Annotated in this window: 21 protein-coding genes; 7 read left to right on the top strand and 14 right to left on the bottom strand. The window is 64.1% G+C overall.

The window, feature by feature from the left end; genetic code table 11:
• Nucleotides 1-11: 11 nt before the first annotated feature.
• From CLU86_RS09095 to moaA, 5 genes are all read right to left on the bottom strand, one after another.
• Nucleotides 12-338: a thioredoxin family protein gene (locus CLU86_RS09095; protein ID WP_099741394.1), complete on the bottom strand. Its 327-nt coding sequence runs from the start codon at nt 336-338 to the stop codon at nt 12-14.
• A 13-nt stretch (nt 339-351) separates the two neighbouring features.
• Nucleotides 352-1,704, bottom strand: a complete 1,353-nt coding sequence (gene glp / locus CLU86_RS09090) for a gephyrin-like molybdotransferase Glp (protein WP_099741393.1) — start codon at nt 1,702-1,704, stop codon at nt 352-354.
• Nucleotides 1,705-1,766: 62 nt separating this feature from the next.
• Nucleotides 1,767-2,360, bottom strand: coding sequence for a GNAT family N-acetyltransferase (locus CLU86_RS09085; protein ID WP_099741392.1), 594 nt, complete (start codon nt 2,358-2,360; stop codon nt 1,767-1,769).
• Nucleotides 2,361-2,362: 2 nt separating this feature from the next.
• Complete coding sequence (mobA, locus tag CLU86_RS09080) at nt 2,363-2,989, bottom strand: molybdenum cofactor guanylyltransferase MobA (protein ID WP_099741391.1); 627 nt, start codon at nt 2,987-2,989, stop codon at nt 2,363-2,365.
• A gap of 175 nt (nt 2,990-3,164) precedes the next feature.
• Nucleotides 3,165-4,301, bottom strand: a complete 1,137-nt coding sequence (moaA, locus tag CLU86_RS09075) for a GTP 3',8-cyclase MoaA (RefSeq protein WP_099741390.1) — start codon at nt 4,299-4,301, stop codon at nt 3,165-3,167.
• A gap of 220 nt (nt 4,302-4,521) precedes the next feature.
• Between moaA and CLU86_RS09070 the strand changes: the two genes are divergently transcribed.
• Complete coding sequence (locus tag CLU86_RS09070) at nt 4,522-5,361, top strand: type IV pili methyl-accepting chemotaxis transducer N-terminal domain-containing protein (RefSeq protein WP_099741389.1); 840 nt, start codon at nt 4,522-4,524, stop codon at nt 5,359-5,361.
• Between the two features lie 24 nt (nt 5,362-5,385).
• On the opposite strand, the gene CLU86_RS09065 is transcribed toward CLU86_RS09070, so the two are convergent.
• The 6 genes from CLU86_RS09065 to CLU86_RS09035 all read right to left on the bottom strand — a co-directional run bounded on the left by CLU86_RS09065 (nt 5,386) and on the right by CLU86_RS09035 (nt 10,032).
• Nucleotides 5,386-5,874, bottom strand: coding sequence for a class I SAM-dependent methyltransferase (locus CLU86_RS09065; RefSeq protein ID WP_233194902.1), 489 nt, complete (start codon nt 5,872-5,874; stop codon nt 5,386-5,388).
• A 206-nt stretch (nt 5,875-6,080) separates the two neighbouring features.
• A complete protein-coding gene (locus tag CLU86_RS09055) occupies nt 6,081-6,302 on the bottom strand; it encodes a hypothetical protein (protein ID WP_099741388.1) in 222 nt (73 codons plus the stop codon).
• 8 nt (nt 6,303-6,310) lie between these two features.
• Entirely contained in the window at nt 6,311-7,072 is a 762-nt protein-coding gene (locus tag CLU86_RS09050; RefSeq protein WP_099741387.1) for an SDR family oxidoreductase, read from the bottom strand.
• A gap of 67 nt (nt 7,073-7,139) precedes the next feature.
• Nucleotides 7,140-7,733: a DUF2889 domain-containing protein gene (locus tag CLU86_RS09045; RefSeq protein ID WP_099741386.1), complete on the bottom strand. Its 594-nt coding sequence runs from the start codon at nt 7,731-7,733 to the stop codon at nt 7,140-7,142.
• 43 nt (nt 7,734-7,776) lie between these two features.
• Complete coding sequence (locus CLU86_RS09040; protein ID WP_099658677.1) at nt 7,777-9,210, bottom strand: aldehyde dehydrogenase family protein; 1,434 nt, start codon at nt 9,208-9,210, stop codon at nt 7,777-7,779.
• A gap of 114 nt (nt 9,211-9,324) precedes the next feature.
• Entirely contained in the window at nt 9,325-10,032 is a 708-nt protein-coding gene (locus tag CLU86_RS09035) for a Crp/Fnr family transcriptional regulator (RefSeq protein WP_099655756.1), read from the bottom strand.
• Nucleotides 10,033-10,254: 222 nt separating this feature from the next.
• Between CLU86_RS09035 and CLU86_RS09030 the strand changes: the two genes are divergently transcribed.
• Nucleotides 10,255-10,779, top strand: a complete 525-nt coding sequence (locus tag CLU86_RS09030; protein ID WP_099741385.1) for a DUF962 domain-containing protein — start codon at nt 10,255-10,257, stop codon at nt 10,777-10,779.
• Nucleotides 10,780-10,902: 123 nt separating this feature from the next.
• Here the strand turns inward: CLU86_RS09030 and CLU86_RS09025 are convergent, their stop codons facing one another.
• Nucleotides 10,903-11,727 (bottom strand): metal-dependent hydrolase, encoded by an 825-nt coding sequence (locus CLU86_RS09025; protein WP_099743465.1) that lies wholly within the window; start codon nt 11,725-11,727, stop codon nt 10,903-10,905.
• A gap of 150 nt (nt 11,728-11,877) precedes the next feature.
• Nucleotides 11,878-13,959, bottom strand: coding sequence for a sodium-translocating pyrophosphatase (locus CLU86_RS09020; protein ID WP_099741384.1), 2,082 nt, complete (start codon nt 13,957-13,959; stop codon nt 11,878-11,880).
• Nucleotides 13,960-14,200: 241 nt separating this feature from the next.
• Between CLU86_RS09020 and ppa the strand changes: the two genes are divergently transcribed.
• From ppa to CLU86_RS09005, 3 genes are all read left to right on the top strand, one after another.
• Nucleotides 14,201-14,737: an inorganic diphosphatase gene (gene ppa / locus CLU86_RS09015; protein ID WP_099741383.1), complete on the top strand. Its 537-nt coding sequence runs from the start codon at nt 14,201-14,203 to the stop codon at nt 14,735-14,737.
• 193 nt (nt 14,738-14,930) lie between these two features.
• The gene (locus CLU86_RS09010; RefSeq protein ID WP_099741382.1) at nt 14,931-16,751 is read left to right on the top strand and encodes a methyl-accepting chemotaxis protein; all 1,821 of its coding nucleotides are present in this window, start codon (nt 14,931-14,933) and stop codon (nt 16,749-16,751) included.
• 540 nt (nt 16,752-17,291) lie between these two features.
• On the top strand, nt 17,292-19,436 hold the full coding sequence (locus CLU86_RS09005; RefSeq protein ID WP_099741381.1) for a methyl-accepting chemotaxis protein: 2,145 nt from the start codon (nt 17,292-17,294) through the stop codon (nt 19,434-19,436).
• A gap of 128 nt (nt 19,437-19,564) precedes the next feature.
• Here CLU86_RS09005 and CLU86_RS09000 read toward each other — a convergent pair whose 3' ends face one another.
• Entirely contained in the window at nt 19,565-20,821 is a 1,257-nt protein-coding gene (locus CLU86_RS09000) for a GNAT family N-acetyltransferase (protein ID WP_099741380.1), read from the bottom strand.
• 104 nt (nt 20,822-20,925) lie between these two features.
• Between CLU86_RS09000 and CLU86_RS08995 the strand changes: the two genes are divergently transcribed.
• Complete coding sequence (locus CLU86_RS08995) at nt 20,926-22,584, top strand: NAD+ synthase (RefSeq protein ID WP_099741379.1); 1,659 nt, start codon at nt 20,926-20,928, stop codon at nt 22,582-22,584.
• 70 nt (nt 22,585-22,654) lie between these two features.
• Complete coding sequence (locus CLU86_RS08990) at nt 22,655-22,993, top strand: P-II family nitrogen regulator (protein ID WP_099655750.1); 339 nt, start codon at nt 22,655-22,657, stop codon at nt 22,991-22,993.
• Nucleotides 22,994-23,071: the final 78 nt, after the last annotated feature.

Here is a 23,071-nt window from a genome sequence, read left to right as displayed (position 1 = left end):
GCCCGCGCGGCTCAGTCCAAAGCTGCGCGCAGCGCCTCGTCCACCTCGGCCCGGGTGGTGGGGCGCACGGCGCGGGCCCGTTCTTGCCCCTCTTTCAACACGATGAGCGTCGGCCACAGCTTGACCTTGTAGCTGCGGCCCAGGCGCTGGCCGGGCCCGTCTTCCACCTTGATGTGCTGCACTTGGGGCAGGCCTTGCAGGGCCTGTTCGATCAGCGACTGGGCGCCGGTGCAGTGCGGGCACCAGGGGGTGCCGAATTCGAGCACCGTGGTGCCCGGCAGTGCGTCCACCTCTGCGCGGGTGGGCGGGGTGGTCAAGTGTTGGGCGGTATAGGGCATGGCGGGTCCTCGGTTAAATGACGCCGTCAAACACCATCACATCCACCGCATCCCCCACCGCCACATTGCCCTGCTGGTGGTGCAGCACGATGAGCCCATTGGCCTGCACCATGGAGCTGAGCACGCCCGAGCCCTGGTTGCCGGTGGTGCGCACCTGCAGGCTGCCGTCGGGGGCGGTGGTGACGGTGCCGCGCTGGTATTCGGTGCGGCCGGGCTTTTTGCGCATGGCTTCGGTACTGATGGCGCGCAGCAGGGGCGGGGCAGGGCGGGTGCTGCCCATCATGCGCAGCAGGGCCGGGCGCACAAAGGCCAAGAAGGTCACCATCACCGCCACCGGGTTGCCCGGCAGGCCAAACAGAATGGCGCCACCAGGGTTGGCGTCGATATCATTTTGATAGCTGCCAGCGCTTGCCAATGGTGCGCTAGAGGCTGATTTGGCCTCAAGATTTTGTGCTGCAATGCGCCCCACGGCCATGGGGCGGCCGGGGCGCATGGCGATGCGCCAGAAGGCCACGTCGCCCAGCTTTTTCATCATGGCGCGGGTGTGGTCGGCCTCGCCCACGCTCACGCCGCCGCTGGTGATGATGGCGTCGGCGCGCTGTGCCGCCTCGGTGAAGGCGGCTTCGAGCAGGGCCGGGTCGTCGCGCACCACGCCCATGTCGATCACCTCGACGCCCAGGCGGCAAAGCAGGCCAAACACCGTGTAGCGGTTGCTGTCGTACACGGCGCCTTCGCGCGGGGGCTCGCCCAGGCTCAGGATTTCGTCGCCGGTCGAGAAGTAAGCCACCCGCAGGCGGCGCGACACGGTCACCGTCTTCAGCCCCAGGCTGGCCACCAGGCCCAGTGCGGCGGGGGTGAGCAGCTCGCCCCGCGCCAGGGCCACGCCGCCTTCCATCAGGTCCTCGCCCTTGAAGCGGCGGTTATCGCCCAGGCGCAGCACATCGGCTGCGATGGTGATCTGCTCGCCCTGGGCGGTGGTGAACTCTTGCGGCACCACCGTGTCCAGCCCGGCGGGCATGATGGCGCCGGTCATGATCTTCACGCATTCGCCCGGCTGCACTGCGCCTGCCCAGGCCTTGCCCGCTAGGGCCGTGCCCACGTTGCGCAGCGTCAGCGGCTGGCCTGCCACCAGTTGGTTGCCCGCAAAGGCATAGCCGTCCATGGCCGAGTTGTCGTGGGGCGGCACGCTGATGGGCGAGATCACATCGCACGCCAGCACGCGGCCCAGGGCCTCGAAGATGCCGACTTCTTGCGTGCCCTCCACGGGCTGCACCAGGGCCTGCAAAAACGCGTTGACCTGGTCTGCGTGCAGGGCCTGGGGGTCGTAGCCTGCCAGTTCGGCGGCAATCTGGGCGATGGATTTCATGCGAAAACGGTGGTTGGGTCGGGGAGTCAAAACGGCGCGTTGCCCCTTGTGCGGGCCGTGCTCTAGGTTGCGGGCGTTGCGGTGGCGATGGTGACCGATGGGGTGGGCGCCGAGGGTAGCAAAAGCAGCATGTGCAGTTTGTCGTAAGGCACGCCGTTCACCACGATCGCGCCCGGCAGCAGGCCCCAGGCGCGAAAGCCCGCCTGCTCGTACAGCCGCACCACATGGGTGTTGCTGGCCGTGACGGTGAGCACCAGTTGCGTCAGCCCCGGCACTTGCCGTGCCAACTGGATGCAGGCTGCCACCAGTTGCTGCCCAATGCCACGGCGCTGGGCCTGGGGCGACACCATCATGCCCACCACCACGGCGCAGTGCTGCTGTTTGGTGCGCTGCTCGCGTTCGCAGCCCACACAGCCCAGCAGGGCGCCGCTGTCGTCAAACGCACCCAGAAAGAACTGGCCCGACGGGGGGTTGCCAAACCGCTCCACATAGCTTTCGGCAGACCGACCCACCGAGGATTCGTAGTCGGAGGTGAACGCATCGGGCGCGCTGCGCAGGGCTTCGTCGCGCAAGGCCTTGTAGGCCACGGCATCGCTGGCCTGCAGGGGGCGTATCTGCACGGCAGTGCGCTCCAAGGTGGCACCTGGGTGTGGCATGGTCAGCTGGCGCGTTCCAGCGCCTGCAGCTCGGCCAGCGTGTTGGCGTTGAAGAACGCCTTGGGGTCGTCACCGGGTTGGTCAAACGGCACCACGGCACAGAGGTGCAGGGCCGTCCAGGCGTCAATCTTGCGGCCCCCGGCCTGGGTGAAGCGCACCAGGCTTTCCAGCAGGTCCACCCGCAGCAGGCAAAACACCGGCTGCGTGCGCACGGTGGTGTGGCCCGTGCCGTTGTCCTCAGGGGCCGCCGCCATGGCGATGTCTGCTTGTTGCTCGTCAGCCGCCTGCGCCATGCGGGCGGCCAAGTCCAGCGGAAACAGCGGGGTATCGCACGGCACCGTCAGCAGCCAGGGCGTTTCGCAGTGCTCCAGCCCGGTCAAAAAACCAGCCAGCGGGCCTGCGTAGTCGTTGCTGGCATCGGGCCACACAGGGGCGCCAAACGACTCATAGGCCGCCAGATTGCGGTTGGCATTGACCAATGAGGCGCCCACCTGCATCTGCAGCCGCATCAAGGTGTGCAACGCCAGCGGCAGGCCGCGAAAGTTCTGCAGGCCTTTGTCCACCCCGCCCATGCGGGTGCCTCGGCCCCCGGCGAGAACCAGGCCGGTGATGTTTTGGGTGTCAATCATGAATTGCTCTTTAGTTCTTCAAAGGACCCAGGCTGCTGCTTCCCGTGGCCTTGGCGCCAGAACTGTGCAGGCCAGGGCCGCCAAGCAAGGGCCGCCCCGCAGCGAGGGCTGCGTCCCCCTCCCGCGCAGCGAGAGAGGGGGAAGGCGCCGAAGGCGACTCAGGGGGTGCTTCACCTCATCCCCCGATATAGCTCATCTCCACCCGCCGCGTGCCCGTGCTGGCATCGGCGGGCAGGCTGCTGCGCAATTCGGAGTACCGGTCGCTGCGCTGCTGCCAGATGGGGGCGATGGCAGCGGCAATGTCGGCATCGCTGGCGCCGCTGCGCAGCAGGCTGCGCAGGTCATGCCCTTGGGATGCAAACAGGCACAGGTACAGCTTGCCCTCGGTGGACAGGCGGGCGCGGTTGCAGTCGTGGCAAAACGCCTGCGTCACGCTGCTGATGACGCCCACCTCGCCCAGCGCGCGGTCGTACTGCCCGCTGGCATCGGCATAGCCCCAGCGCTCGGCGGTCTCGCCGGGGCTGCTGGGCGACAGGGGCACCAGCGGCAGCTCGGCGCGCAGGCGCGCGATCAGCTCGGCCGAAGGCAGCACCTCGTCCATGCGCCAGCCGTTGGTGGCGCCCACGTCCATGTATTCGATGAAGCGCAGCGTGGTGCCCGTGCCGCGAAAGTGGCGGGCCATGGGCAAAATTTCGTGGTCATTGGTGCCACGCTTGACCACCATGTTCACCTTGATCTGCGACAGCCCCGCCGCCTGTGCGGCATCGATGCCTGCCAGCACATCGGCCACCGGAAAGTCCACATCGTTCATGCGGCGGAAGACTGCGTCGTCCAGCCCGTCCAGGCTCACCGTCACGCGGTTCAAGCCCGCCTCCTTCAACGCCTTGGCCTTGCGTGCCAGCAGCGATCCGTTGGTGGTGAGCGTGAGGTCCGGCGCCTTGCCGTCCACCGTGCGCAGCTGCGCCAGTTGGGCGATGAGGTCTTCGATGTTCTTGCGCAGCAGCGGCTCGCCGCCCGTGAGGCGAATCTTGCGCACCCCGTGCGCCAGAAACAGCGACGCCAGCCGCGTGATTTCTTCAAAGCTCAGCAGCGCGCTGTGGGGCAGGTAGGGGTAGTCCTTGTCGAACACTTCCTTGGGCATGCAGTAGTTGCAGCGGAAGTTGCAGCGGTCCGTCACGCTGATGCGCAGGTCGCGCAGCGGGCGCCCCAGGGTGTCCACTAGCAAGCCAGTGGCTTGCGAGGGGTGCAAAGGAACCAGGGCTGCCAAGTCAGCGCGGCGCAGGTCCACCAGGGGAATGACACGTTCAGCCATGGCCGAATTGTGCCCGAAGGCCTGTTTCCCACACCAGGCAAGTCCTTCATTGTCTTGATCCGTGTCAAGATGCGGGTGGGTTGTGCACTTGGCTGGATCTTCGCCTTGGGCTGCTGGCGGCATATTGATCTGGCGCAACGGAGCGGGTTGACATTGTCATGACAATCTCATGACCTTCAAGGGTTTACCCCAGTTACTTTGACAGAAAGCAGGCTCCGTCATGACATGCAGCAATCCAACCGTGGTTCCGTGGTCGCGCCAACGTCGGCGCCTTGTGCAATGGGTGACGGCGGGCGTGGTGTTGCCTACCTGGGCGGCCACCGTGCAGGCGCAGATGGCGCTGTCTGCGGCCATCAACGTGTCGGGCTCGTTCCGGGCGATGTCGCAGCGCATGGCCAAGGCCTATTGCCAGCAGCATTTGGGCGTGATGCCCGATGTCGCCCTGGAAGCGTTGGCCAAGGCGCGCAAGCAGGCGCAGGCCGGGGCTGCGGACCTGGCCAAAGGGTCTACTGCGGGGGCCTGGCCTGCCGAGCTGAGCCGGCAGCTGGAAGAAGTGCAAAAGCAGTACAACATCTTGAACACGCTCACGGCGGTGGCGCCTTCCAAGGCATCGGCCGTGGCGGTGGCCGAGCAGGCCGACCGCATGATGGCTGCGGCGCAGACCGCCACCGAGGCGCTGGAAAAGCTGGCCCGCGCACCCAGCGCCAAGCTCGTGGGTTTGGCAGGGCGCCAGCGCATGCTGTCGCAGCGCATGGCCAAGCACTATTTCTTGATGGCTGCGGGCGTGGAGCCCAAGGCATCGCAAACCCAAATGAATGCCGACGCCGCCGAGTTCAAACAGGCGCTGCAAGCCCTGGCGGCAGCGCCAGTGTCCACCGCCGCCATCCGCACCGAGCTGGACCTGGGCCAGGCCCAGTGGCTGTTTTTTGAAACCGCCATGCGCCGCAACCCCGATGCCCAGGGCATGTCTGCTGTGGCCACCACCAGCGAGCGCTTGCTGGAGGTGACGGACCGGCTGACCTCGTTGTACGACGCGGCCCTGCGCGAAGTGCTGGGCTGAGACCGAGAGGGGCGCCTGGTGGTTTTACCGCGGCAGCAGCGTGTATTCCAGCGCCCAGAAGTGCTGCCATTCATGGACCTGCGCGTCGGCTGTGCCATGTGCCACGCAAGCCAGAAGCTCTTCGCGCTCAGGGAAGTTCTTCAGCACCCGGTGCGCAGAGCCATCGCGCAGCGGGCGTTGCTGATAGGTGTCGCCATCGGCATCACGCTCTGAAATCGGGGTGCTGCTGCCCGGCACATACCGGTTGTCCATGAAAACGACCTTGGCCCCTGGCTGCAGCACGCCGTGCAGCCCCTGCAGAAACGCCGCAATGCGCTGGCGTGGAATGTGAGACCACCAGAACCCCGCAAAAGCCGCATCCCAGGGGCGCGGCTCCAGCGCGGCCAGTTGGTAGGCATCGCCCTGCACCAGCGTGACATTGGCGGGCACCCGTGTGCGGGCGATCTCCAGCGTTTGCGGGGCCCCGTCCATGGCCAGCACGGCGTGCACCTGGGGGTCTGAGAACCTGTTCAAAGTCTTTTTGGAGTTGCACAAGTGTCATGCCGGGATGGGCTGCTAGGCGCAGCGCGCAGCCAATAGCCCGTGCTATTGGCAAGCGGTGCAACAACGCAGACCGCCCGGCAAGCCACTTGCCCGAAGGGTTGGAGTGAAATCGGGCGATTGGACGCCCCGGCTGCTTGCATGGGCATGAGCCCATGCGGCGCATCCAAGGCATCCACTCATCCCGATTGCACTCCAATGCAATCTCCAAAAAGACTTTGAACAGGTTCTGAAAACTGCGTCCAGTAGCCGGTGCCGCAGGCAATCTCCAACACGTTGCGCCCGGCCAATACGGTGGGCAGCCAGGCTTCCATCTGGCGCAGATCGGCCTGCCGCGTGGGCTTGGCGTAGATCTGGTCGTATTCCTTGGCGCGGGCGGCGTAGTAGTCCTGCATGGTCATTTGGGGGGTTACACGCAGCGCGCTCCGTCCACCTCAATGCATACGCCGCTGATGAAGGCGGCCTCATCGCTGGCCAGGTACAGCGCTGCATTCGCCACGTCTTGTGCGGTGGAGAAACGCCCCAGCGGGATGGTGGCCAGGAACTTTGCGCGGCGGGCTTCGTCTACCGGGCCGCCTGCAAACTCTGCTGCCAGGCCGGTGTCGGGGTTGAAGACGGGGTTCAGGCAGTTGACGCGGATGTTGTCGGGCCCCAGCTCGGCCGCCATCGATTTGCTGATGGTGATGACCGCGCCCTTGGAGCCGTTGTACCAGGTCAGCCCCGGGCGGGGGCGCAGCCCGGCGGTGGAGGCAATGTTGATGAGGCTGCCCCCGCCCGCGCGGCGCAGTGCGGGCACGGCGTGGATGGCGCTGAGGTAGATGCTTTTGACATTGATGGCGAAGACCTTGTCGAACTCTTCTTCGCTCACCTCCAGCATGGGGCGGTTGCGGTGCGTCCAGCCTGCGTTGTTCACCATGGCATCCAGCTTGCCGAACAGGCGCTCGGCCTCTGCCACCAAGGCCTGGACTTGGGAAGATTGCGTGACATCGGCCTGGAAGAACGCAGCCTTGCCGCCTGCCGCCGTGATCTCGGCCACCACACGTTGGCCGCCTGCGGTGTTGATGTCGTTGACCAGCACGTTGGCGCCTTCTTCGGCTAGGCGCTTGGCAATGCCTTCGCCAATGCCATTGCCAGCGCCGGTGACGATGATGGATTTGTTCTGCACGCGCATGCGGGGTCTCCTGGTAAAGGGTGGTTTGCTCTGCTTTTGATAGCTTCTTGCGCTTGATTGGTAAGCGCTAGAGGCTCTTTTTGCTTGAAGGGTGCGATGGGCTGGAGGGCCGCACATTGGCCGCCCCGCGCCCGTAGAACTGCGGGAAGTACTCTTTGACCCCGTTGCCCTCAAAGTCCCACCCTGTGCACTGGCCCAGATGGCGGGGCGGGGTGTCCGGGTCACCGCCGCCAAAGGCTGCGGGCAGGGTCTGGAAGGCGGCGGTGGCCATGTTGAACAGCAGCTCGCGCAGGTGGGTGCAGCTGGCCACGCCGCCCAGGTGCTGCGCAATGGCCTGCCGCCAGCCGCGCGCCATGCAGGTGCCCACCATGCCTTGCAGTGCGGGGCGGGCCTGGGGGCAGTCTTGCAGCGGGTGGGCATCCATGGCGGCTTCGATGGTGTGCACCACCAGTTGCCGGTCAATGGTGACGCGCAGCCACATGTGATGGATGGGGTCGCCCGCCAGGCGGACGCCCTCGCGCCGGAAGGAGGGCATGTCGTGCGCCTTGCTGTCGTGCAGCTCGGCCTCGATGTCCCATAGCCCGTCTTCGCGTTCGTAGCCCTGGTAGGTCACGCGGCGGATATGGCTGGCTTTGCGGGGGGCGGGGGAGGGCAGGGGCATGGCAAGGCCGTGTTCAGTCGGTTCTGGCGCAGTGCAGTTCGGCTCAGCCGTGCTTGATGGCGACGGTCTTCAGGGTGGTGAAGCCATACAGCGCCTCAAACCCCTTCTCGCGCCCGTAGCCGCTGGATTTGACGCCGCCAAACGGCAGCTCCACACCGCCGCCCGCGCCATAGTTGTTGATGAACACCTGCCCGCTGTGCACCCGCTTGGCCATGCGGAACTGGCGGGCACCGTCGCGCGTCCAGATGCCTGCCACCAGCCCAAACTGCGTGGCGTTGGCCAGTTCCACCGCGTGGTCTTCGTCCTGAAAGGCCATGGCGCAGAGCACGGGGCCAAACACTTCTTCCTGCGCCAAGCGGTGGCCCACGGGCACATCGCGCAGCAGCGTGGGGGCTTGGTAGAAGCCGCCCTCAGGGGCCTCGTCCACCACCACGCCTTGCGCCACCATGGGGATGCCTGCGACTTGTGCGTCCGATAAAAAGTCCCACACGCGCTGCTGCTGGCTTTGGCGGATGAGCGGGCCCACGTCCAGGTCCATGGCGGCGGGGCCTACGCGCAGCTTTTCAAAGGCGTGGCCCAGGCGCTCCAGCAGGGGCTCGTAGATGAGCGAGTCGATCAGCACGCGCGATCCGGCCGAGCAGGTCTGCCCGGCGTTTTGCACGATGGCGTTGAGCACCACCGGCACAGCGGCGTCGAGGTCGGCATCGGCAAAGATGATTTGCGGGCTTTTGCCGCCCAGCTCCAGCGTCACGGGGCAGTGGCGCTCGGCGGCCACCTGCTGGATGAGCGTGCCCACCTTGGGGCTGCCGGTGAAGCTGATGTGGTCGATGCCCGGGTGGCGTGCCAGCGCATCGCCCACCTCGTGCCCATAGCCGGTGACGATGTTGATGGCGCCGGGCGGAAAGCCTACCTCGGCCGCCAGTTGCGCCACGCGGATCAGCGACAGGCAGGCGTCTTCGGCAGGTTTGACCACGCACACATTGCCCGCCGCCAGCGCGCCGCCCACGCTGCGGCCAAAGATCTGCATGGGGTAGTTCCACGGGATGATGTGGCCGGTGACGCCATGCGGCTCGCGCCAGGTGAGCACGCTGTAGCCGTCCAGGTAGGGAATGGTTTCGCCATGCAGCTTGTCGCAGGCACCGGCGTAGAACTCAAAGTAGCGCGCCAGCGCCAGGGCATCGGCCCGCGCCTGCTTGGTGGGCTTACCGCAGTCGCGCTGCTCCAACGCCGTCAGCTCGTCGGCATGTTCCAGCACCTTGGCCGAGAGCTTTTGCAGCAGCCGCCCCCGGTCTGCCGGGGCCATGCGTTGCCACACCGCGTGGTAGCACTGGCGCGCAGCGTGCACGGCCGTGTCGATGTCGGCGGCATTGCTGCGCTGAATGTCGTCAAAGGGCTGGCCGTCAGAAGGATCCACCACCGCAAGCGTGCGGCCGGAGGCAGACGGAACGGAGGCGTTGGCGATGTAGTTCAGTTGCATGGTGCCATTCTGCATAGAAATCGAATGCGTGCTTACTATTAAACAAAATGGCCGCTAGCGCTTGTAAAGCAAGCGACAGCAGCTATTGTTTTGATAGTGAGGGTGGGTGAGGTCTCAGGCGTAGATGCGCCGCAGCCCGGCCAGGTCCATGATCTCCACCTCGCCGCGCTGCACGCGCACCAGCTGGCGCGCTTCCAGGTCTTTGAGGATCTGGTTGGTGGTCTGGCGCGAGATCGACAGCATTTGCGACAGCTGCTCTTGCGACAGCGCAATCACCCGGCGGGTCAGGCCCCCGGCGTTCCACTGGCCGTAGCCCTCGGCCATCATCACCAGCCTGCGGGCCAGGCGCTGCGGTGCTGGCAGCAGGGCGGCGTCTTCCAGTGCGATGAAGGCGGTGCGCAGCTTGTCGGTCACCAGCAGGGCCAGGGCGTGCCAGTGCTCGGGGTGGGTGCGCAGCCAGTCTTGCAGGGCGTCGTGGGGCACGTGCAGCAGGGTGCAGGGCTCGGCCGCCACGGCGTCGTGGCTGCGGGCGTTGCCGTCAAACACCGATATTTCGCCAAACCACTGGGGCGGCTCCAGCCGGGTGAGCAGGGCCGAGCGCGCGTCGTCGGCCCGCCCGCCGGTGCCTGACACGCTGAGCGCACCGCGCAGCACGGCATACAGCCCACAGGGCGCATCGCCCCGCAAAAACAGCGCCTGGCCTACGGCCAGCTGGCGGATGCGGCCCATGCGGATCAGGGCGTCAGAAAAATCAGCGGGCAGCTGGGCAAACCAGCGGCCCGATTGGAGTGCCAAAAGGTGGTCGGAGACTTCGGTCGTCATGCAGGTCAAGAAAAGCAGCGGGCTTTGGCGGGGCCGATGAGGCCGTTCAGGCCGTTAAGGCTAAAAATGGCGGGTAAGGCCGTGGTGTCGTGGGGGCAGAGGTGATGGCGGTGAGGAGGTCAGGAGCAGGGCGGGCGCCGATTTTTGTCGGCTGCACGACAGACGTTAGCGCCTTTCACGCCAGACATTCGATCCTGCGCAAAACAACGAACGGAGACACCCATGAAAACCCTGATCGACCACCTGGCCCAGTACGCCGCCTACCACCGCGACCCCCGCAACATCCATACCCATTTTGTGGGCGTGCCCATGATCATGTTTGCGGTGGTGTTGCTGCTCTCGCGCCCCGTGTGGTGGGTGGCGGGAGTGCCCGCCAGCCCTGCGCTGGTGTGTGCGGTGGCGGCGGGCGCCTTTTACCTGCGGCTGGACTTGCGCCTGGGGCTGGTGATGGCGGCCCTGCTGGCCGCCATGCTGGCGCTGGCCCAGGCCATGGCGCCGCTGGCGACTACAGCGTGGCTGCTGTGGGGCGTGGGCCTGTTTGCCGTGGGCTGGGTGATCCAGTTTGTGGGGCACTACTACGAAGGGCGCAAACCCGCGTTTGTGGACGACATCATGGGCTTGCTGGTGGGGCCGCTGTTTGTGGTGGCCGAGTGGGGCTTTGCACTGGGCCTGCGCAAAGAGGTGCAGGCAGCCATTGAACAGCGCAGCGGCCCGGTGCGCCTGCGTGACCTGGGCCGGGCGGCTTGATGGGCTGCAGCCTTCTCCCTTCGAAGACGGAGTGTGGATGAAAATGCCCGCTAGCGCTCAATGGTCAAGCGCTAGCAGCTATGAATTTGGTAGCGGTAGGTATGCGTCTGGATGCAGACAGCGTCAGCCCCGCTCGCCCACCAGCGTGAAGTGGCTGCGGTTGCGCTGCAGCCATTCGCCAGACAAAGCGCTGGCCTGCTGGCTGGGGTGAAAGTCGCGGCGCAGGTAGGCCTTCCAGGGGCGCCAGGTGTGGCGCACCAGCCCGGCGGGGCCCATCAGCGTGCGCCATGCGCTGGCCCAGGTGCTGGGCCGGTACAGGCTGCCATCGCGGTGCAGGTTGTGCACGGTTTGGCGCGTCACATCCAGCACAAACATGAGCGTGGTGCGCCGAAACCAGACGATGCGCCAGCGGTGGTCGCCGCCCAGCGCTTGGTAGATGTCAAACGCGGTGTTCTTGTGCTCGGCCTCTTCGGCGCTGTGCCACAGCCACAGGGTTTGCAGGCGCTCTTCGCTGCCTTCGAGCATGTCGGGGTGGCCCAGCAGCCATTCGGCCAGCACGGCCGTGAAGTGCTCATTGGCCGCTGTGACGGCCAGGGCGTGGCGCGGGTCCAGGCCTTCAAATTGTTTGCGCTGCTTTTCGATGGACTGGGCCCACAGGTTGCGCAGCCCGCGCTGCTCCAGGTGGCTGTTGAACAGGCCATGGATGCGCCGGTGCGTGGCCTCTTGCCCGATAAAGCCGCGCACCTCGCTGGCATAGCGGGCGTGCTGCTCGGGGGGCATGGATTTGTGGCCATCTCGCACGGAATCGATGAAGAACTGCTCCCCCATCGGAAAGCTCATCGACAACGCGTTGAACAGCGCCGTGCGAAACGCATCGCCCCCGCACCAGTGCTGCGCCATGGGCTGGGCCAGGTCAATCAACAGGCGGCGAACGACCAGTTCGGTCATGGCGGTGTCTCCTTCAAACAAAAACGCATTGGCCCCCATGGTGAAGAGGGAGGGCGCAGGCGTCAAACATTGTTTGCGTAAGCCGCAGCGCCTGCCGCCGCGGCTTGATGCGGATCAATCAATTACCTTGGCTCTTGGCCCTGTGAATCGTCACCCCCCGTGGAACTTGACCACCAGCGGCACGATCAGCAGCGCCACGATGTTGATGATCTTGATCAGTGGGTTGATGGCCGGGCCTGCGGTGTCCTTGTAGGGGTCGCCCACCGTGTCGCCCGTCACAGCGGCCTTGTGTGCTTCGGACCCCTTGCCGCCGTGGTGGCCGTCTTCGATGTACTTCTTGGCGTTGTCCCAGGCGCCGCCGCCCGTGCACATGCTGATGGCCACAAACAGCCCCGTGACGATGGTGCCCATCAGCAGCCCGCCCAGCGCCTTGGGTCCCAGCAGCAGGCCCACCACCACGGGCACCACCACAGGCAACAGGCTGGGGACCACCATCTCCTTGATGGCGGCGGTGGTGAGCATGTCCACCGCTTTGCCGTACTCGGGCTTGCCAGTGCCGTCCATGATGCCGGGGATGGTGCTGAACTGTCGGCGCACCTCCACCACCACGGCCCCGGCCGCGCGGCCCACAGCCTCCATCGCCATGGCGCCAAACAGGTAGGGGATGAGGCCACCGATGAACAGGCCGATGATGACCAGCGGGTCTGACAGATCAAACTTGATGGCCCGGCCATAGCTTTCGAGCTTGTGCGTGTAGTCTGCAAACAGCACCAGCGCGGCCAGCCCGGCCGAGCCGATGGCGTAGCCCTTGGTCACGGCCTTGGTAGTGTTGCCCACGGCGTCCAGCGGGTCGGTGATGTCGCGCACGCTGCTGGGCAGCTCGGCCATCTCGGCAATGCCGCCCGCGTTGTCGGTGATGGGGCCATAGGCATCCAGCGCCACCACGATGCCCGCCATGCTCAGCATGGACATGGCGGCCACCGCAATGCCGTACAGGCCAGCCAACTGGTAGGCCGAGAGGATTGCCAGACACACAAAGATCACCGGCCAGGCGGTGGACCGCATCGACACGCCCAGGCCCGCGATGATGTTGGTGCCGTGCCCGGTGGTCGATGCCTGGGCGATGTGCTGCACGGGCGAATATTGCGTGCCGGTGTAGAACTCGGTGATCCACACCAGCGCGGCCGTCAGCACCAGCCCGGTGGCGCAGGCGCCGAACAGCTTCATCTGGCTGCCGTTGGCGGCGATGGCGTTGTCCGGAATGATCCACACCGTGACGAAGTAGAAGGCAATGAGCGACAGCACCCCCGCAATCGCCAGCCCTTTGTACAGCGCGGGCATCACGTTCTTCATGCCCGGCGTGGCCTTCACAAAAAAGCAGCCAATGATGGACGCAATGATTGACACGGCCCCCAGCGCCAGGGGGTAGACCACGGCGCTCATGGCGGCAGAGCCCACCAGCAGGGCGCCCAGCACCATGGTGGCGATCAGCGTCACGGCATATGTCTCGAACAGGTCGGCCGCCATGCCGGCACAGTCGCCCACGTTGTCGCCCACGTTGTCGGCAATCACGGCGGGGTTGCGCGGATCGTCTTCGGGGATGCCCGCTTCGACCTTGCCCACCAGGTCGGCGCCCACGTCGGCGCCTTTAGTGAAGATGCCGCCACCCAGGCGCGCAAAGATCGAGATCAGCGACGAGCCAAATGCAAACCCGATCAGCGGGTTGAGCAGCGTGGCCAGATGGGTGGTGGGCGTGAGGTTGCCATTGCCCGCCAGGAACCAGAAGAAACCGGTGACTCCCAAGAGGCCCAGCCCCACAACCAACATGCCGGTGATGGCCCCGCCGCGAAACGCCACGTCCAGCGCCGGGCCAATGCCCTGTGTGGCCGCCTGTGCGGTGCGCACATTGGCGCGCACTGACACGTTCATGCCGATGAACCCGCAGGCCCCCGAGAGCACCGCGCCCACCACAAAGCCCACGGCCGTGGTGGCATCCAGAAAGATGCCGATCAGAACTGCCAACACCACGCCCACGATGGCAATGGTCTTGTACTGGCGTGCGAGGTAGGCCGCAGCGCCCGCCTGGATGGCAGCGGCGATCTCTTGCATGCGGGCGTTGCCAGGGTCTTTGGCCAAGATCCAGCCCCTGGCCCAGATGCCATAGGCCACGGCCACCAGTCCACAGACCAGGGCGAGAAGAAGGGGAGGGGTCATTGCTGTGTTTTCAGCCATTCGGTGCTCCTATGAAGGCAGTTGCACGGATGGAAACACGACGCATCGGTGGTGCTTCCGCTGCGTTGCTTCCTCGGGCCCCGCGCAGCAGGGCCGATTGGCCAACGGGCCCAATTTACAGCCAAAGCCCCAAATGCAAGTCGGTAGAAAGGGGCCTGCCCCTAAAATCAGGGTTAATCCCGACGCAAATTGGCATGCCATGCTTCGCGGGTTACCGTTGCTAACCACTATTTTTAAAGACATGTCCCTCAACAACGTCACTCCTGGCAAGAACCTCCCCGATGCATTCAACGTGGTCATCGAAATCCCGATGAATGCAGACCCGATCAAGTACGAAGTGGACAAGGAGTCGGGCGCCATTTTTGTGGACCGTTTCATGACCACGGCCATGCACTACCCCACCAACTACGGCTACGTGCCCCAGACCCTGTCGGGCGACGGCGACCCCGTGGACGTGCTGGTGATCACGCCTTACCCCCTGCACCCTGGCGTGGTGGTGACCTGCCGCCCCCTGGGCATCTTGATGATGGAAGACGAGGCGGGTGTGGATGGCAAGGTCATCGCTGTGCCCACCTCCAAGATCCTGCCCATGTACGACCACTGGAAGACCATTGACGACGTGAACGCCATGCGCCGCAACGCCATCGCCCACTTCTTCGAGCACTACAAGGACCTGGAAAAGGGCAAGTGGGTCAAGGTGCTGGGCTGGGAAGGCATTGACTCTGCCAAGAAGGAAATCACCGATGGCGTGGCCAACTACCAAAAGGCACAAGCCTGACCGATTGAATCTGCACCGCGCAGATTTCTCTTCCTTAAAAGCGCCTTGGTGAAAACACCAAGGCGCTTTTTTTCGTCCCTAATGCCACAGTGTTTTCTCAGGAGCGCTGTTAGACTGGTTTTTAGCATTTTGTTACAAAGTCGCGCTCTGGTGTCTTGCTTGGGCTGCGTTGCTGAACATGGGGACGTTGTTGATGAAAATTTCTGACCTGCGCATTGGCGTCAAGCTGGCCCTGGGGTTTTTGGCTGTGGTCTTGCTCACCACGGTGCTCGGGGTCGTCGCGTTGGTGCAGATGTCTCGCATCCACGCCAACGCCCAGGACGTTGCCACCAATCTGTTGCCCAGTGTGGTGCAGACTGGGGAATTGCGGGTGCTGCTCAACCGCATGCGCCGCTCAGAGGCAGGGATCGTCACAGCGCGCAGCACTGCCGAGGTGGCCGCGTTTGCCCAGCAGGTCGATGCGCGCCACAAAGACCTGGGCACGGTCGAGGCCATCTATGAGCCGCTGCTCAGCAGCGACGAAGAGCGCAAGATTTACCAAGGCTACAAACAGCGCAAGGCCGACTACGTCAAGCTGCAGGCGAACCTGATGGAGATTGCCAAAGGTGTGGACTACAGCACGGCAGAGACGCTGGAGCTCACGGGCGACGCGCTCAGCTTGATGTTTGCAGGAGAGTCCGAGGCATCGTTCGTTGCGGTGGTCGAGACACTGGGCGAATTGCAAAAGCTCAACGCCCAGGCTGCCATTCAGGCGGACAGTGACGCGAAATCCATTTTCCAAGGGGCGCGTATCTCGGTGTTGTTGAGCATGGCTGCCGTTGTGGCTTTGGCCGTCTTCCTTGGCGCGGCCATCACCCGTGCTGTCACGCGGCCTGCTGCGCAGGCTGTTGCCGTGGCCAGTGCGATTGCTCAGGGAGACCTGGCGGTGCAGATTCCTGCGCATGGCAAGGATGAAATGGGCTTGCTTTTGCAGGCCCTGGAGGCAATGCGGGCCAACCTTGCCAAGGTGGTCACGGGTGTGCGCACCAATGCCGAAGGCGTGGCCTCGGCCAGCGCCGAGATTGCCTCCGGCAACAACGACCTGAGCGCCCGCACCGAACAACAAGCCAGCGCCCTGGAAGAAACCGCAGCCTCCATGGAAGAGCTCGGCTCCACCGTGCGCCAAAACGCAGACAACGCCCGCACCGCCAACCAACTGGCCATGAGCGCATCGACCGTTGCCACGCAAGGCGGAGAAGTGGTTGCCGAAGTGGTGGAGACCATGAAAGGCATCAACGCCAGCAGCAACAAGATTGCAGACATCATCAGCGTGATCGACGGCATCGCCTTCCAGACCAACATCCTGGCGCTGAACGCCGCCGTGGAAGCCGCCCGGGCAGGCGAGCAAGGCCGGGGCTTTGCGGTGGTAGCCACCGAAGTACGCAACCTGGCAGGACGCAGCGCAGAAGCGGCCAAAGAAATCAAGAGCCTGATCATGGCCAGCGTAGAGCGGGTAGAACAAGGCACCCTGCTGGTAGACAAAGCCGGCAGCACCATGACCGAAGTCGTGACGGCCATCCGGCGCGTGACCGACATCATGGGAGAGATCAGCGCGGCCAGCAGCGAACAAAGCGCAGGGGTAGGCCAAGTGGGCGAAGCCGTGACGCAAATGGACCAGGCGACCCAGCAAAACGCGGCGCTGGTGGAAGAAATGGCGGCAGCGGCCAGCAGCCTCAACAGCCAGGCGGGCGAGCTGGTCAACGCCGTGGCAGTGTTCAAACTGGCCCACGATGCCAGCGGCACAAGCTACAGCGCCCCCAGCAGCAGCTACAGCGCCCGAACCAGCAGCCCCGGTGCCAGCAGCCTGGGCAAAAGCCCCAGCGCCCGGCCTGCACTGAGCAAGCCCAAGACGACAACGGCCAAGGCACCAGCCCAAAGCAAGCCAGCGGCGAGCCTGGCGGCGCCCCAGGCAGCAGCGCCAGCACCCAAAGCTGCGAAGGCCGGGGGCAATGACGATGAGTGGGAGAGCTTCTAAGCTGAGCTGAGTTGGACGTGAAAGGGCGTGGGAGAGGGCATTGCCTTCCTACCGCAACCATGCCAGCCGCTACCAAAGCACGCCTGAGGGCGTGCTTTTTTGTTTTAGACAGCCAGTTTTGCGAAACCTGAGGACTCCAGGGATTGGGGTGCTAGCGCCCCAACTTGGTGAGAGTTGCTCTGGGTGAAGCACTACCCAAGCACCGGGTTGGGGCGTACGATGGGTAGCGTATATTGATAAATGCGAATCGCTATTTTTAACAAATTTATCCGTCGTGCGGCTGCGACATTGCACTTCTTTAGAGAATTAATATTGTTAAAAAATAGTTAATTCAGTAAATTTGATGCAAATGATATAAATTTGGAGCATAATTCACAATTGCATGTGTCAACTTGTGCTGATGCGGTGCCGTGATAGTGCTCTGCCTGTGCACTGTGGCCTCTGTGTGACGCACTCGATTGAAGACAACAAAAAAGATGCTTGCGGTGCCGTGAGGGAGGCCGCGTAGCTACGTAGATAAGCCTTTTGTGGAGCACCACTATGAACCACCTCAAAATCGGTACCCGCTTGGGATTGGCATTTGGCCTCATCCTCTTGATCACGGCCTTGATTGCCACTGTCGGCGTTTGGCGTCTTTCGACCCTCAAAGAAGCCACCGTGCGTATTTCGTCCGTGGAGATTGAACGCAATGAGCTGGCCATGGATTGGAAGGCAGCCATTGATCTGAACTGGGTGCGTGCCTCTGCGGCGCTCAAGACATCCGATGCGGGCTACATCGCTTCCTTGGGCGCCGAAATGGCCGCCACCACCAAGGAAGTGACCGAAGGGCAAAAGAAGCTGGAGGCCCTGATGCAAAGTGCCAAGAGCAAGGAGTTGCTGGCCAAGGTGGCTGCAGAACGCAAGGTCTATGTGGATGCCCGGGCCAAGCTGCTGGAGCGCAAGAAGGCTGGAGAAGAGGTTTTTGCGCTGGTGGACAGTGAGTTGCGTCCTTTGGCGCAAAACTACATCAAATCGCTGGAAGACGTCACACAGTACACCCATGATGAGCTGCGGGCGTTTGAGGCATCTGTCTTGAGCGCAGCTGTCGCCAGCCAGTGGGTGCTTAGCGTGTCGGCGGGTGTTTCGCTGCTCCTTGGACTGCTGTTTGCCGTGTGGGCTACGCGTTCTATCACCACTCCGGTGCAGCGTGCGGTAGAGGCCGCAGAGGAAATCAGCCGGGGCAATTTGTCGATCGACATCGACGCCCAGGGCAAGGACGAGCCTGCCCGCCTGCTGCACGCCCTGGCGGAGATGCAGCAAAGCCTCTCGCGCATCGTGGGCCATGTGCGTGAAGGGTCTGAGAATGTGGCGACGGCCTCGTCCGAAATTGCCCAGGGCAACAACGACCTGAGTGCGCGCACCGAGCAGCAAGCCAGTGCCTTGCAGCAGACTGCCGCATCGATGGAGCAACTCAATTCCACCGTGCGCCAGAACGCGGACAACGCCCGCCAAGCCAACCAGTTGGCCATGAGTGCGTCCACCGTGGCTGTGCAAGGTGGCGATGTGGTTAGTCAGGTGGTTGAGACCATGAAGGGCATCAACGACAGCTCGCGCAAGATCAGCGACATCATTGGTGTGATCGATGGCATCGCCTTCCAGACCAACATCCTGGCCCTGAACGCCGCTGTGGAAGCCGCCCGCGCGGGTGAGCAAGGCCGTGGCTTTGCCGTGGTGGCCAGCGAGGTGCGCAGCCTGGCCGGTCGTTCGGCCGAGGCGGCCAAGCAGATCAAGACACTGATCAATGACAGCGTGGAGCGGGTGGAGCAGGGCACTTCACTGGTCGATCAGGCTGGCAACACCATGACCGAGGTGGTGGGCGCCATCAAGCGCGTGACCGACCTGATGGGCGAGATCAGTGCGGCCAGCAACGAACAAAGCCAGGGCGTGAGCCAGGTGGGCGAAGCTGTGACGCAGATGGACCAAGTCACGCAGCAGAATGCGGCCTTGGTGGAAGAGATGGCCGCTGCGGCCAGCAGCCTGAACAGCCAGGCGCAAGACCTGGTGAGCACGGTGGCGTTTTTCAAGCTCTCGCCCGCCGATGAGCAAAGCGCCCAGGCCCACCGTGCGCAGGCTGTGGCACCACGCGCGCACTTTGCTCCGGCCCGGGTGGCTGCACCTGTGGCCAAGGCCTTGGGTCGCAGCACAGGTGGTGGCGGGCATGGCGGCGCCTCTTTGGGCGTGAATCTTGACAACGCCATTCAAGCCCATGCCAATTGGCGCGCCAAGCTGCGCACGGCTGTGACGCAGCGCGAGAGCCTGGACGCCGACACCGTGTCGCGCGACGATTGCTGCGAGCTGGGCAAGTGGCTGCATGGCGCTGGCGGCTCCCAATATGGCGGCAAGCCTTCGTTTGTGAATTTGTTGGAGTCGCACCGCCAGTTCCACCAAGAAGCTGGCAAGGTGGCGCGCCTGATCAATCAGGGGGCTTACGAAGAAGCCGAAAAACAGTTGGAGAACAACACAGGCTTTTCCAATGCGTCGCAAAAAGTGGGTACTGCCGTGATCCAGCTGGCCAAGGAGTTGAAGGTCAAGATGGCTGCTGCGTCCGCTCCCAAGGCGGCTGCGCCTGTGCGCCAAGTGCCCTTCAGCAGTGCGGCCAAGCCCAAAGCGGCTGGGGGCGACGATGGGGATTGGGAGTCGTTCTGACAGCACTTAGCCCTGAGGGCTCAGACCCTTGGGGTTTTGCTGGAGGCTGTATTCGCCAGCGTTGAAGGTTGTAAGGCCGGTGCATGATGCCCCGGCCTTTTTTTCTGTGCGATGGGTTGAATGGGACGTTACCCGGGTGCCGGTCCGGTCGCTTGGCGAAAGGGCGTTCGCTCTTGCAGTGACTCCAGGTATTCGCCAATGCCTTCGCCCTCACGCTCCAAAAAGCGCTCGACTGCATCGGCAAAGGCGGGGTGCGCCAACCAGTGGGCGCTGTGGGTTTGCACCGGCAGCAAGGCCCGGGCCATTTTGTGCTCGCCCTGGGCACCGCCTTCAAAGCGGTGCGTGCCCTGCTCAATGCACCACTGCAAGGGCTGGTAGTAGCAGGCCTCAAAGTGCAGGCAGTCCACGCGCTCCAGTGCACCCCAATAGCGGCCATAGGCCACAAGTTCTTGGTCATTTTGGCCGCTGGCGCTTGATTCATAAGCGCTGATAGCTATCAAACTGCTAGCAATGGGGGCGCCGTCTCGCTCGGCGATGAACAGCAGCCAGGCGTCGGGCAGGTGCTGCGCCATCTCGGCAAAGAAGGCGCGGCTGAGGTAGGGCGGGTTGCCATGCTCCAGGTAGGTGCGCTCGTAGCAGCGGTAGAAAAAATCCCAATCTGCCTGGCTGATGGCGCGGCCTTGCGAGCTGCGGAACTGCACGCCCGCATCGGCCACACGGCGGCGCTCCTGGCGGATCTTTTTGCGCTTGTCTTGGCTGAGGTGGGCCAGGAAGTCATCAAAACTGGTGAAGGGGCTGTGGGCGGGTGGCAAGGGGGTGCCGGGGCCTGCTGCATTGGCGGGCTCAGGGCGTGCGTTCTGCCAGTGGAATTGCACGGTGTGGCGCAGCATCAGGCCTTGTTCAGCGCAGATTGCGGTGTCTTGTTCGCTGGCGAACAGCACATGCAGCGAGGAGATGCCTTCGTCCATGCACCATTGCCGCGCTGCTTGCACCAGCAGCGCCCGGGCGGCGTCGTCGCGCGCCAGCAAGCGGCTTCCGGGTACGGGGGTGAAGGGCACGGCCACCACGGCCTTGGGGTAGTAAGGCACGCCGTGCTGCTCGTAGGCATTGGCCCAGGCCCAGTCAAACACGTACTCGCCGTACGAGTGGTCTTTCAGGTACAGCGGGCAGGCGGCCATCAGCACGTCGTTGTCCCACAGCGAGATGAAGCGCGGCGTCCAGCCCGTGCGCGGGGTGGCGCTTCCGCTGCGCTCCAGGCCCGCAAGGTATTCGTAGCGCATGAACGGCGTGGCATGGGTTTGCTGGGCCAGCAGCGCATTCCAGGGCTCTGCGGGCAGGTCGAGCACGCTGGGGTGTACGCGGGCGATAATGTGCGACTCAGCCACGGCGTGCCTTGGGGGAGCAGGGACCCACACAGGGTGCTTGCCTCTGCTTTACAGGGCCTGCGTGGGCGTTGTCCAACCAGGCCTGCGGGGCCTTCTTCAGTTCCATGACGCTCTCCATTTGCACTGCACAGCTCAATTTTGTGGTGGGCGATATGCCCGGCAATGCGCAAAAAATCATTGCCGCCGCGCGCGAGGCCCATGCCCAGGGGGCGCAGTTGTTGTTGACCCCCGAGCTGGCGGTGTGCGGCTATGCCGCAGAAGACTTGTTTCTGCGGCCCGCCTTTTTGGCAGCCTGTGATGATGCCGTGAAAACCGTTGCCCGCGAGACCGCAGGGTTACAGGGCTTGGTCATCGTGCTGGGCCATCCGCAAGCCGTGGCAGCGGGCGCCCCGGCCTTCAGCCCTTGCCACAACGCGGCCAGCGTGCTGCGCCATGGGCAGGTCGAGCAAACCTATTTCAAGCGCGAGCTGCCCAACTACCAAGTGTTTGATGAGCGCCGCTACTTTGTGGCGGAGCAAACGCCTTGCGTGGTGGACGTGGCCGGCGTGCGCGTAGGGGTGCTGATCTGCGAGGACGCTTGGTTTCCTGCGGCGGCACGCGATGCTGCAGCGGCCGGAGCGCAGCTGCTGGCGGTGATCAACGCATCGCCTTTTCACCTGGGCAAAAGCGCCGAGCGCGAGCAGACCATGCGCGAGCGCGTGGCCGAAACGGGCCTGCCCCTCATCTACGCGCATCTGGTGGGTGGGCAAGATGAGGTGGTGTTTGAGGGGCGCTCGTTCGCCCTCAACGCCAACGGCGCGGTGGCGGGCCGGGCCCAGGGTTTTAAAGAAAATCTGTTTGTAGCGCGCGCCCAATCAGCGCAAGGCGCTATTGAATTGGTAGCGGATGTGGCCCCCGTGCCCAGCGCTGAGGCCGATCTGTGGGATGCCCTGGTCTTGGGCGTGCGTGACTATGTGGGCAAAAACCGCTTTCCGGGGGCTTTGCTCGGCTTGTCGGGTGGCATTGATTCCGCGCTGGTGCTGGCCATTGCCGTGGACGCGCTGGGCGCTGACAAGGTGCGTGCGGTGATGATGCCGTCGCCCTACACGGCCGACATCAGCTGGATTGACGCGCGCGACATGGCCGAACGGTTGAACGTGCGTTACGACGAAATTTCGATCAAGCCCCAGTTTGAGGCCTTCAAGGCGGCCCTGGCCACCGAGTTTGCGGGCTTGCCTGAAGACACGACCGAAGAGAACCTGCAGGCGCGCATTCGCGGCACTTTGCTCATGGCGCTGTCCAACAAGTTTGGTGCGGTGGTGCTGACCACGGGCAACAAGAGCGAGATGGCCACGGGCTACTGCACGCTGTACGGCGACATGGCTGGGGGCTTTGCCGTCATCAAGGATGTGGCCAAGACGCGGGTGTTTGACCTGGCGCGCTGGCGCAATGCCAACGACCCGTATGGAACGGGCACCAACCCCATCCCTGATCGCATCATCACCCGCCCGCCCAGTGCCGAGCTGCGTCCCGACCAGAAAGACCAGGACAGCTTGCCGCCCTACGAGGTGCTGGACTCCATCGTGGCCCGGTACATGGAGAATGACGAACCCATCGAGTCCATCATCGCCGCTGGCTTTGCCCGCGCCGATGTCGAGCGCGTCACCCGCCTCATCAAGCTCAACGAGTACAAACGCCGCCAGGCCCCTGTAGGGGTTCGCGTCACGCGCCGCAGCTTTGGCAAAGACTGGCGTTACCCTATCACCAGCCAGTTCAGGGCCTGACGGGCTCTGTCTGGTTCGTTTTTCAATCCCCAGGCCCAAAGCCTTTTTGACATTCCCAGGAGACCCACCCATGAAAATGATCACCGCAGTTATCAAGCCGTTCAAGCTGGAAGAAGTCCGCGAGGCCCTGGCCGAATGCGGCGTGACGGGCTTGACGGTGACCGAAGTCAAAGGTTTTGGCCGTCAAAAAGGACACACCGAGCTGTACCGCGGTGCCGAGTATGTCGTCGACTTCTTGCCCAAGGTGAAGGTGGAAGTGGCTGTGAAGACCGAAGATGTGGACCGCTGCGTGGACGCCATCGTGAATGTGGCCCGCACAGGCAAGATCGGTGACGGCAAGATCTTCGTCACGCCCGTGGAACGCGTGGTGCGCATTCGCACGGGGGATCTGGACGACTCCGCGATTTGATGCACTGGCCCTCTCTGCTGCTGCAGAGGGGGTGCTCAGCGGAGCCTGCTCAATGGCAGAGCCCTCCGTGCGGCGTGC

Origin of the sequence: Acidovorax sp. 62, assembly GCF_002754495.1 — a bacterium.
In the GTDB taxonomy this organism is placed as follows: Bacteria; Pseudomonadota; Gammaproteobacteria; order Burkholderiales; family Burkholderiaceae_C; genus Acidovorax.
The sequence above is the reverse complement of the archived record's forward strand: the minus strand, read 5'-3'. Positions and strand labels throughout refer to the sequence as shown.

Excerpts from the sequence above, each read along its gene's own strand:
- CLU86_RS09095 (WP_099741394.1), bottom strand. The coding sequence starts at position 338 with ATGCCCTATACCGCCCAACACTTGACCACCCCGCCCACCCGCGCAGAG.
- CLU86_RS09070 (WP_099741389.1), top strand. The coding sequence starts at position 4,522 with ATGACATGCAGCAATCCAACCGTGGTTCCGTGGTCGCGCCAACGTCGG.
- CLU86_RS08990 (WP_099655750.1), top strand. The coding sequence starts at position 22,655 with ATGAAAATGATCACCGCAGTTATCAAGCCGTTCAAGCTGGAAGAAGTC.
- CLU86_RS09025 (WP_099743465.1), bottom strand. The coding sequence starts at position 11,727 with ATGACCGAACTGGTCGTTCGCCGCCTGTTGATTGACCTGGCCCAGCCC.
- glp (WP_099741393.1), bottom strand. The coding sequence starts at position 1,704 with ATGAAATCCATCGCCCAGATTGCCGCCGAACTGGCAGGCTACGACCCC.
- CLU86_RS08995 (WP_099741379.1), top strand. The coding sequence starts at position 20,926 with ATGACGCTCTCCATTTGCACTGCACAGCTCAATTTTGTGGTGGGCGAT.
- CLU86_RS09085 (WP_099741392.1), bottom strand. The coding sequence starts at position 2,360 with ATGCCACACCCAGGTGCCACCTTGGAGCGCACTGCCGTGCAGATACGC.
- CLU86_RS09050 (WP_099741387.1), bottom strand. The coding sequence starts at position 7,072 with ATGCGCGTGCAGAACAAATCCATCATCGTCACCGGCGCTGGCAATGGC.
- CLU86_RS09035 (WP_099655756.1), bottom strand. The coding sequence starts at position 10,032 with ATGACGACCGAAGTCTCCGACCACCTTTTGGCACTCCAATCGGGCCGC.
- ppa (WP_099741383.1), top strand. The coding sequence starts at position 14,201 with ATGTCCCTCAACAACGTCACTCCTGGCAAGAACCTCCCCGATGCATTC.
- CLU86_RS09055 (WP_099741388.1), bottom strand. The coding sequence starts at position 6,302 with ATGACCATGCAGGACTACTACGCCGCCCGCGCCAAGGAATACGACCAG.
- CLU86_RS09005 (WP_099741381.1), top strand. The coding sequence starts at position 17,292 with ATGAACCACCTCAAAATCGGTACCCGCTTGGGATTGGCATTTGGCCTC.
- CLU86_RS09030 (WP_099741385.1), top strand. The coding sequence starts at position 10,255 with ATGAAAACCCTGATCGACCACCTGGCCCAGTACGCCGCCTACCACCGC.
- CLU86_RS09010 (WP_099741382.1), top strand. The coding sequence starts at position 14,931 with ATGAAAATTTCTGACCTGCGCATTGGCGTCAAGCTGGCCCTGGGGTTT.
- moaA (WP_099741390.1), bottom strand. The coding sequence starts at position 4,301 with ATGGCTGAACGTGTCATTCCCCTGGTGGACCTGCGCCGCGCTGACTTG.
- CLU86_RS09045 (WP_099741386.1), bottom strand. The coding sequence starts at position 7,733 with ATGCCCCTGCCCTCCCCCGCCCCCCGCAAAGCCAGCCATATCCGCCGC.
- CLU86_RS09020 (WP_099741384.1), bottom strand. The coding sequence starts at position 13,959 with ATGGCTGAAAACACAGCAATGACCCCTCCCCTTCTTCTCGCCCTGGTC.
- mobA (WP_099741391.1), bottom strand. The coding sequence starts at position 2,989 with ATGATTGACACCCAAAACATCACCGGCCTGGTTCTCGCCGGGGGCCGA.
- CLU86_RS09040 (WP_099658677.1), bottom strand. The coding sequence starts at position 9,210 with ATGCAACTGAACTACATCGCCAACGCCTCCGTTCCGTCTGCCTCCGGC.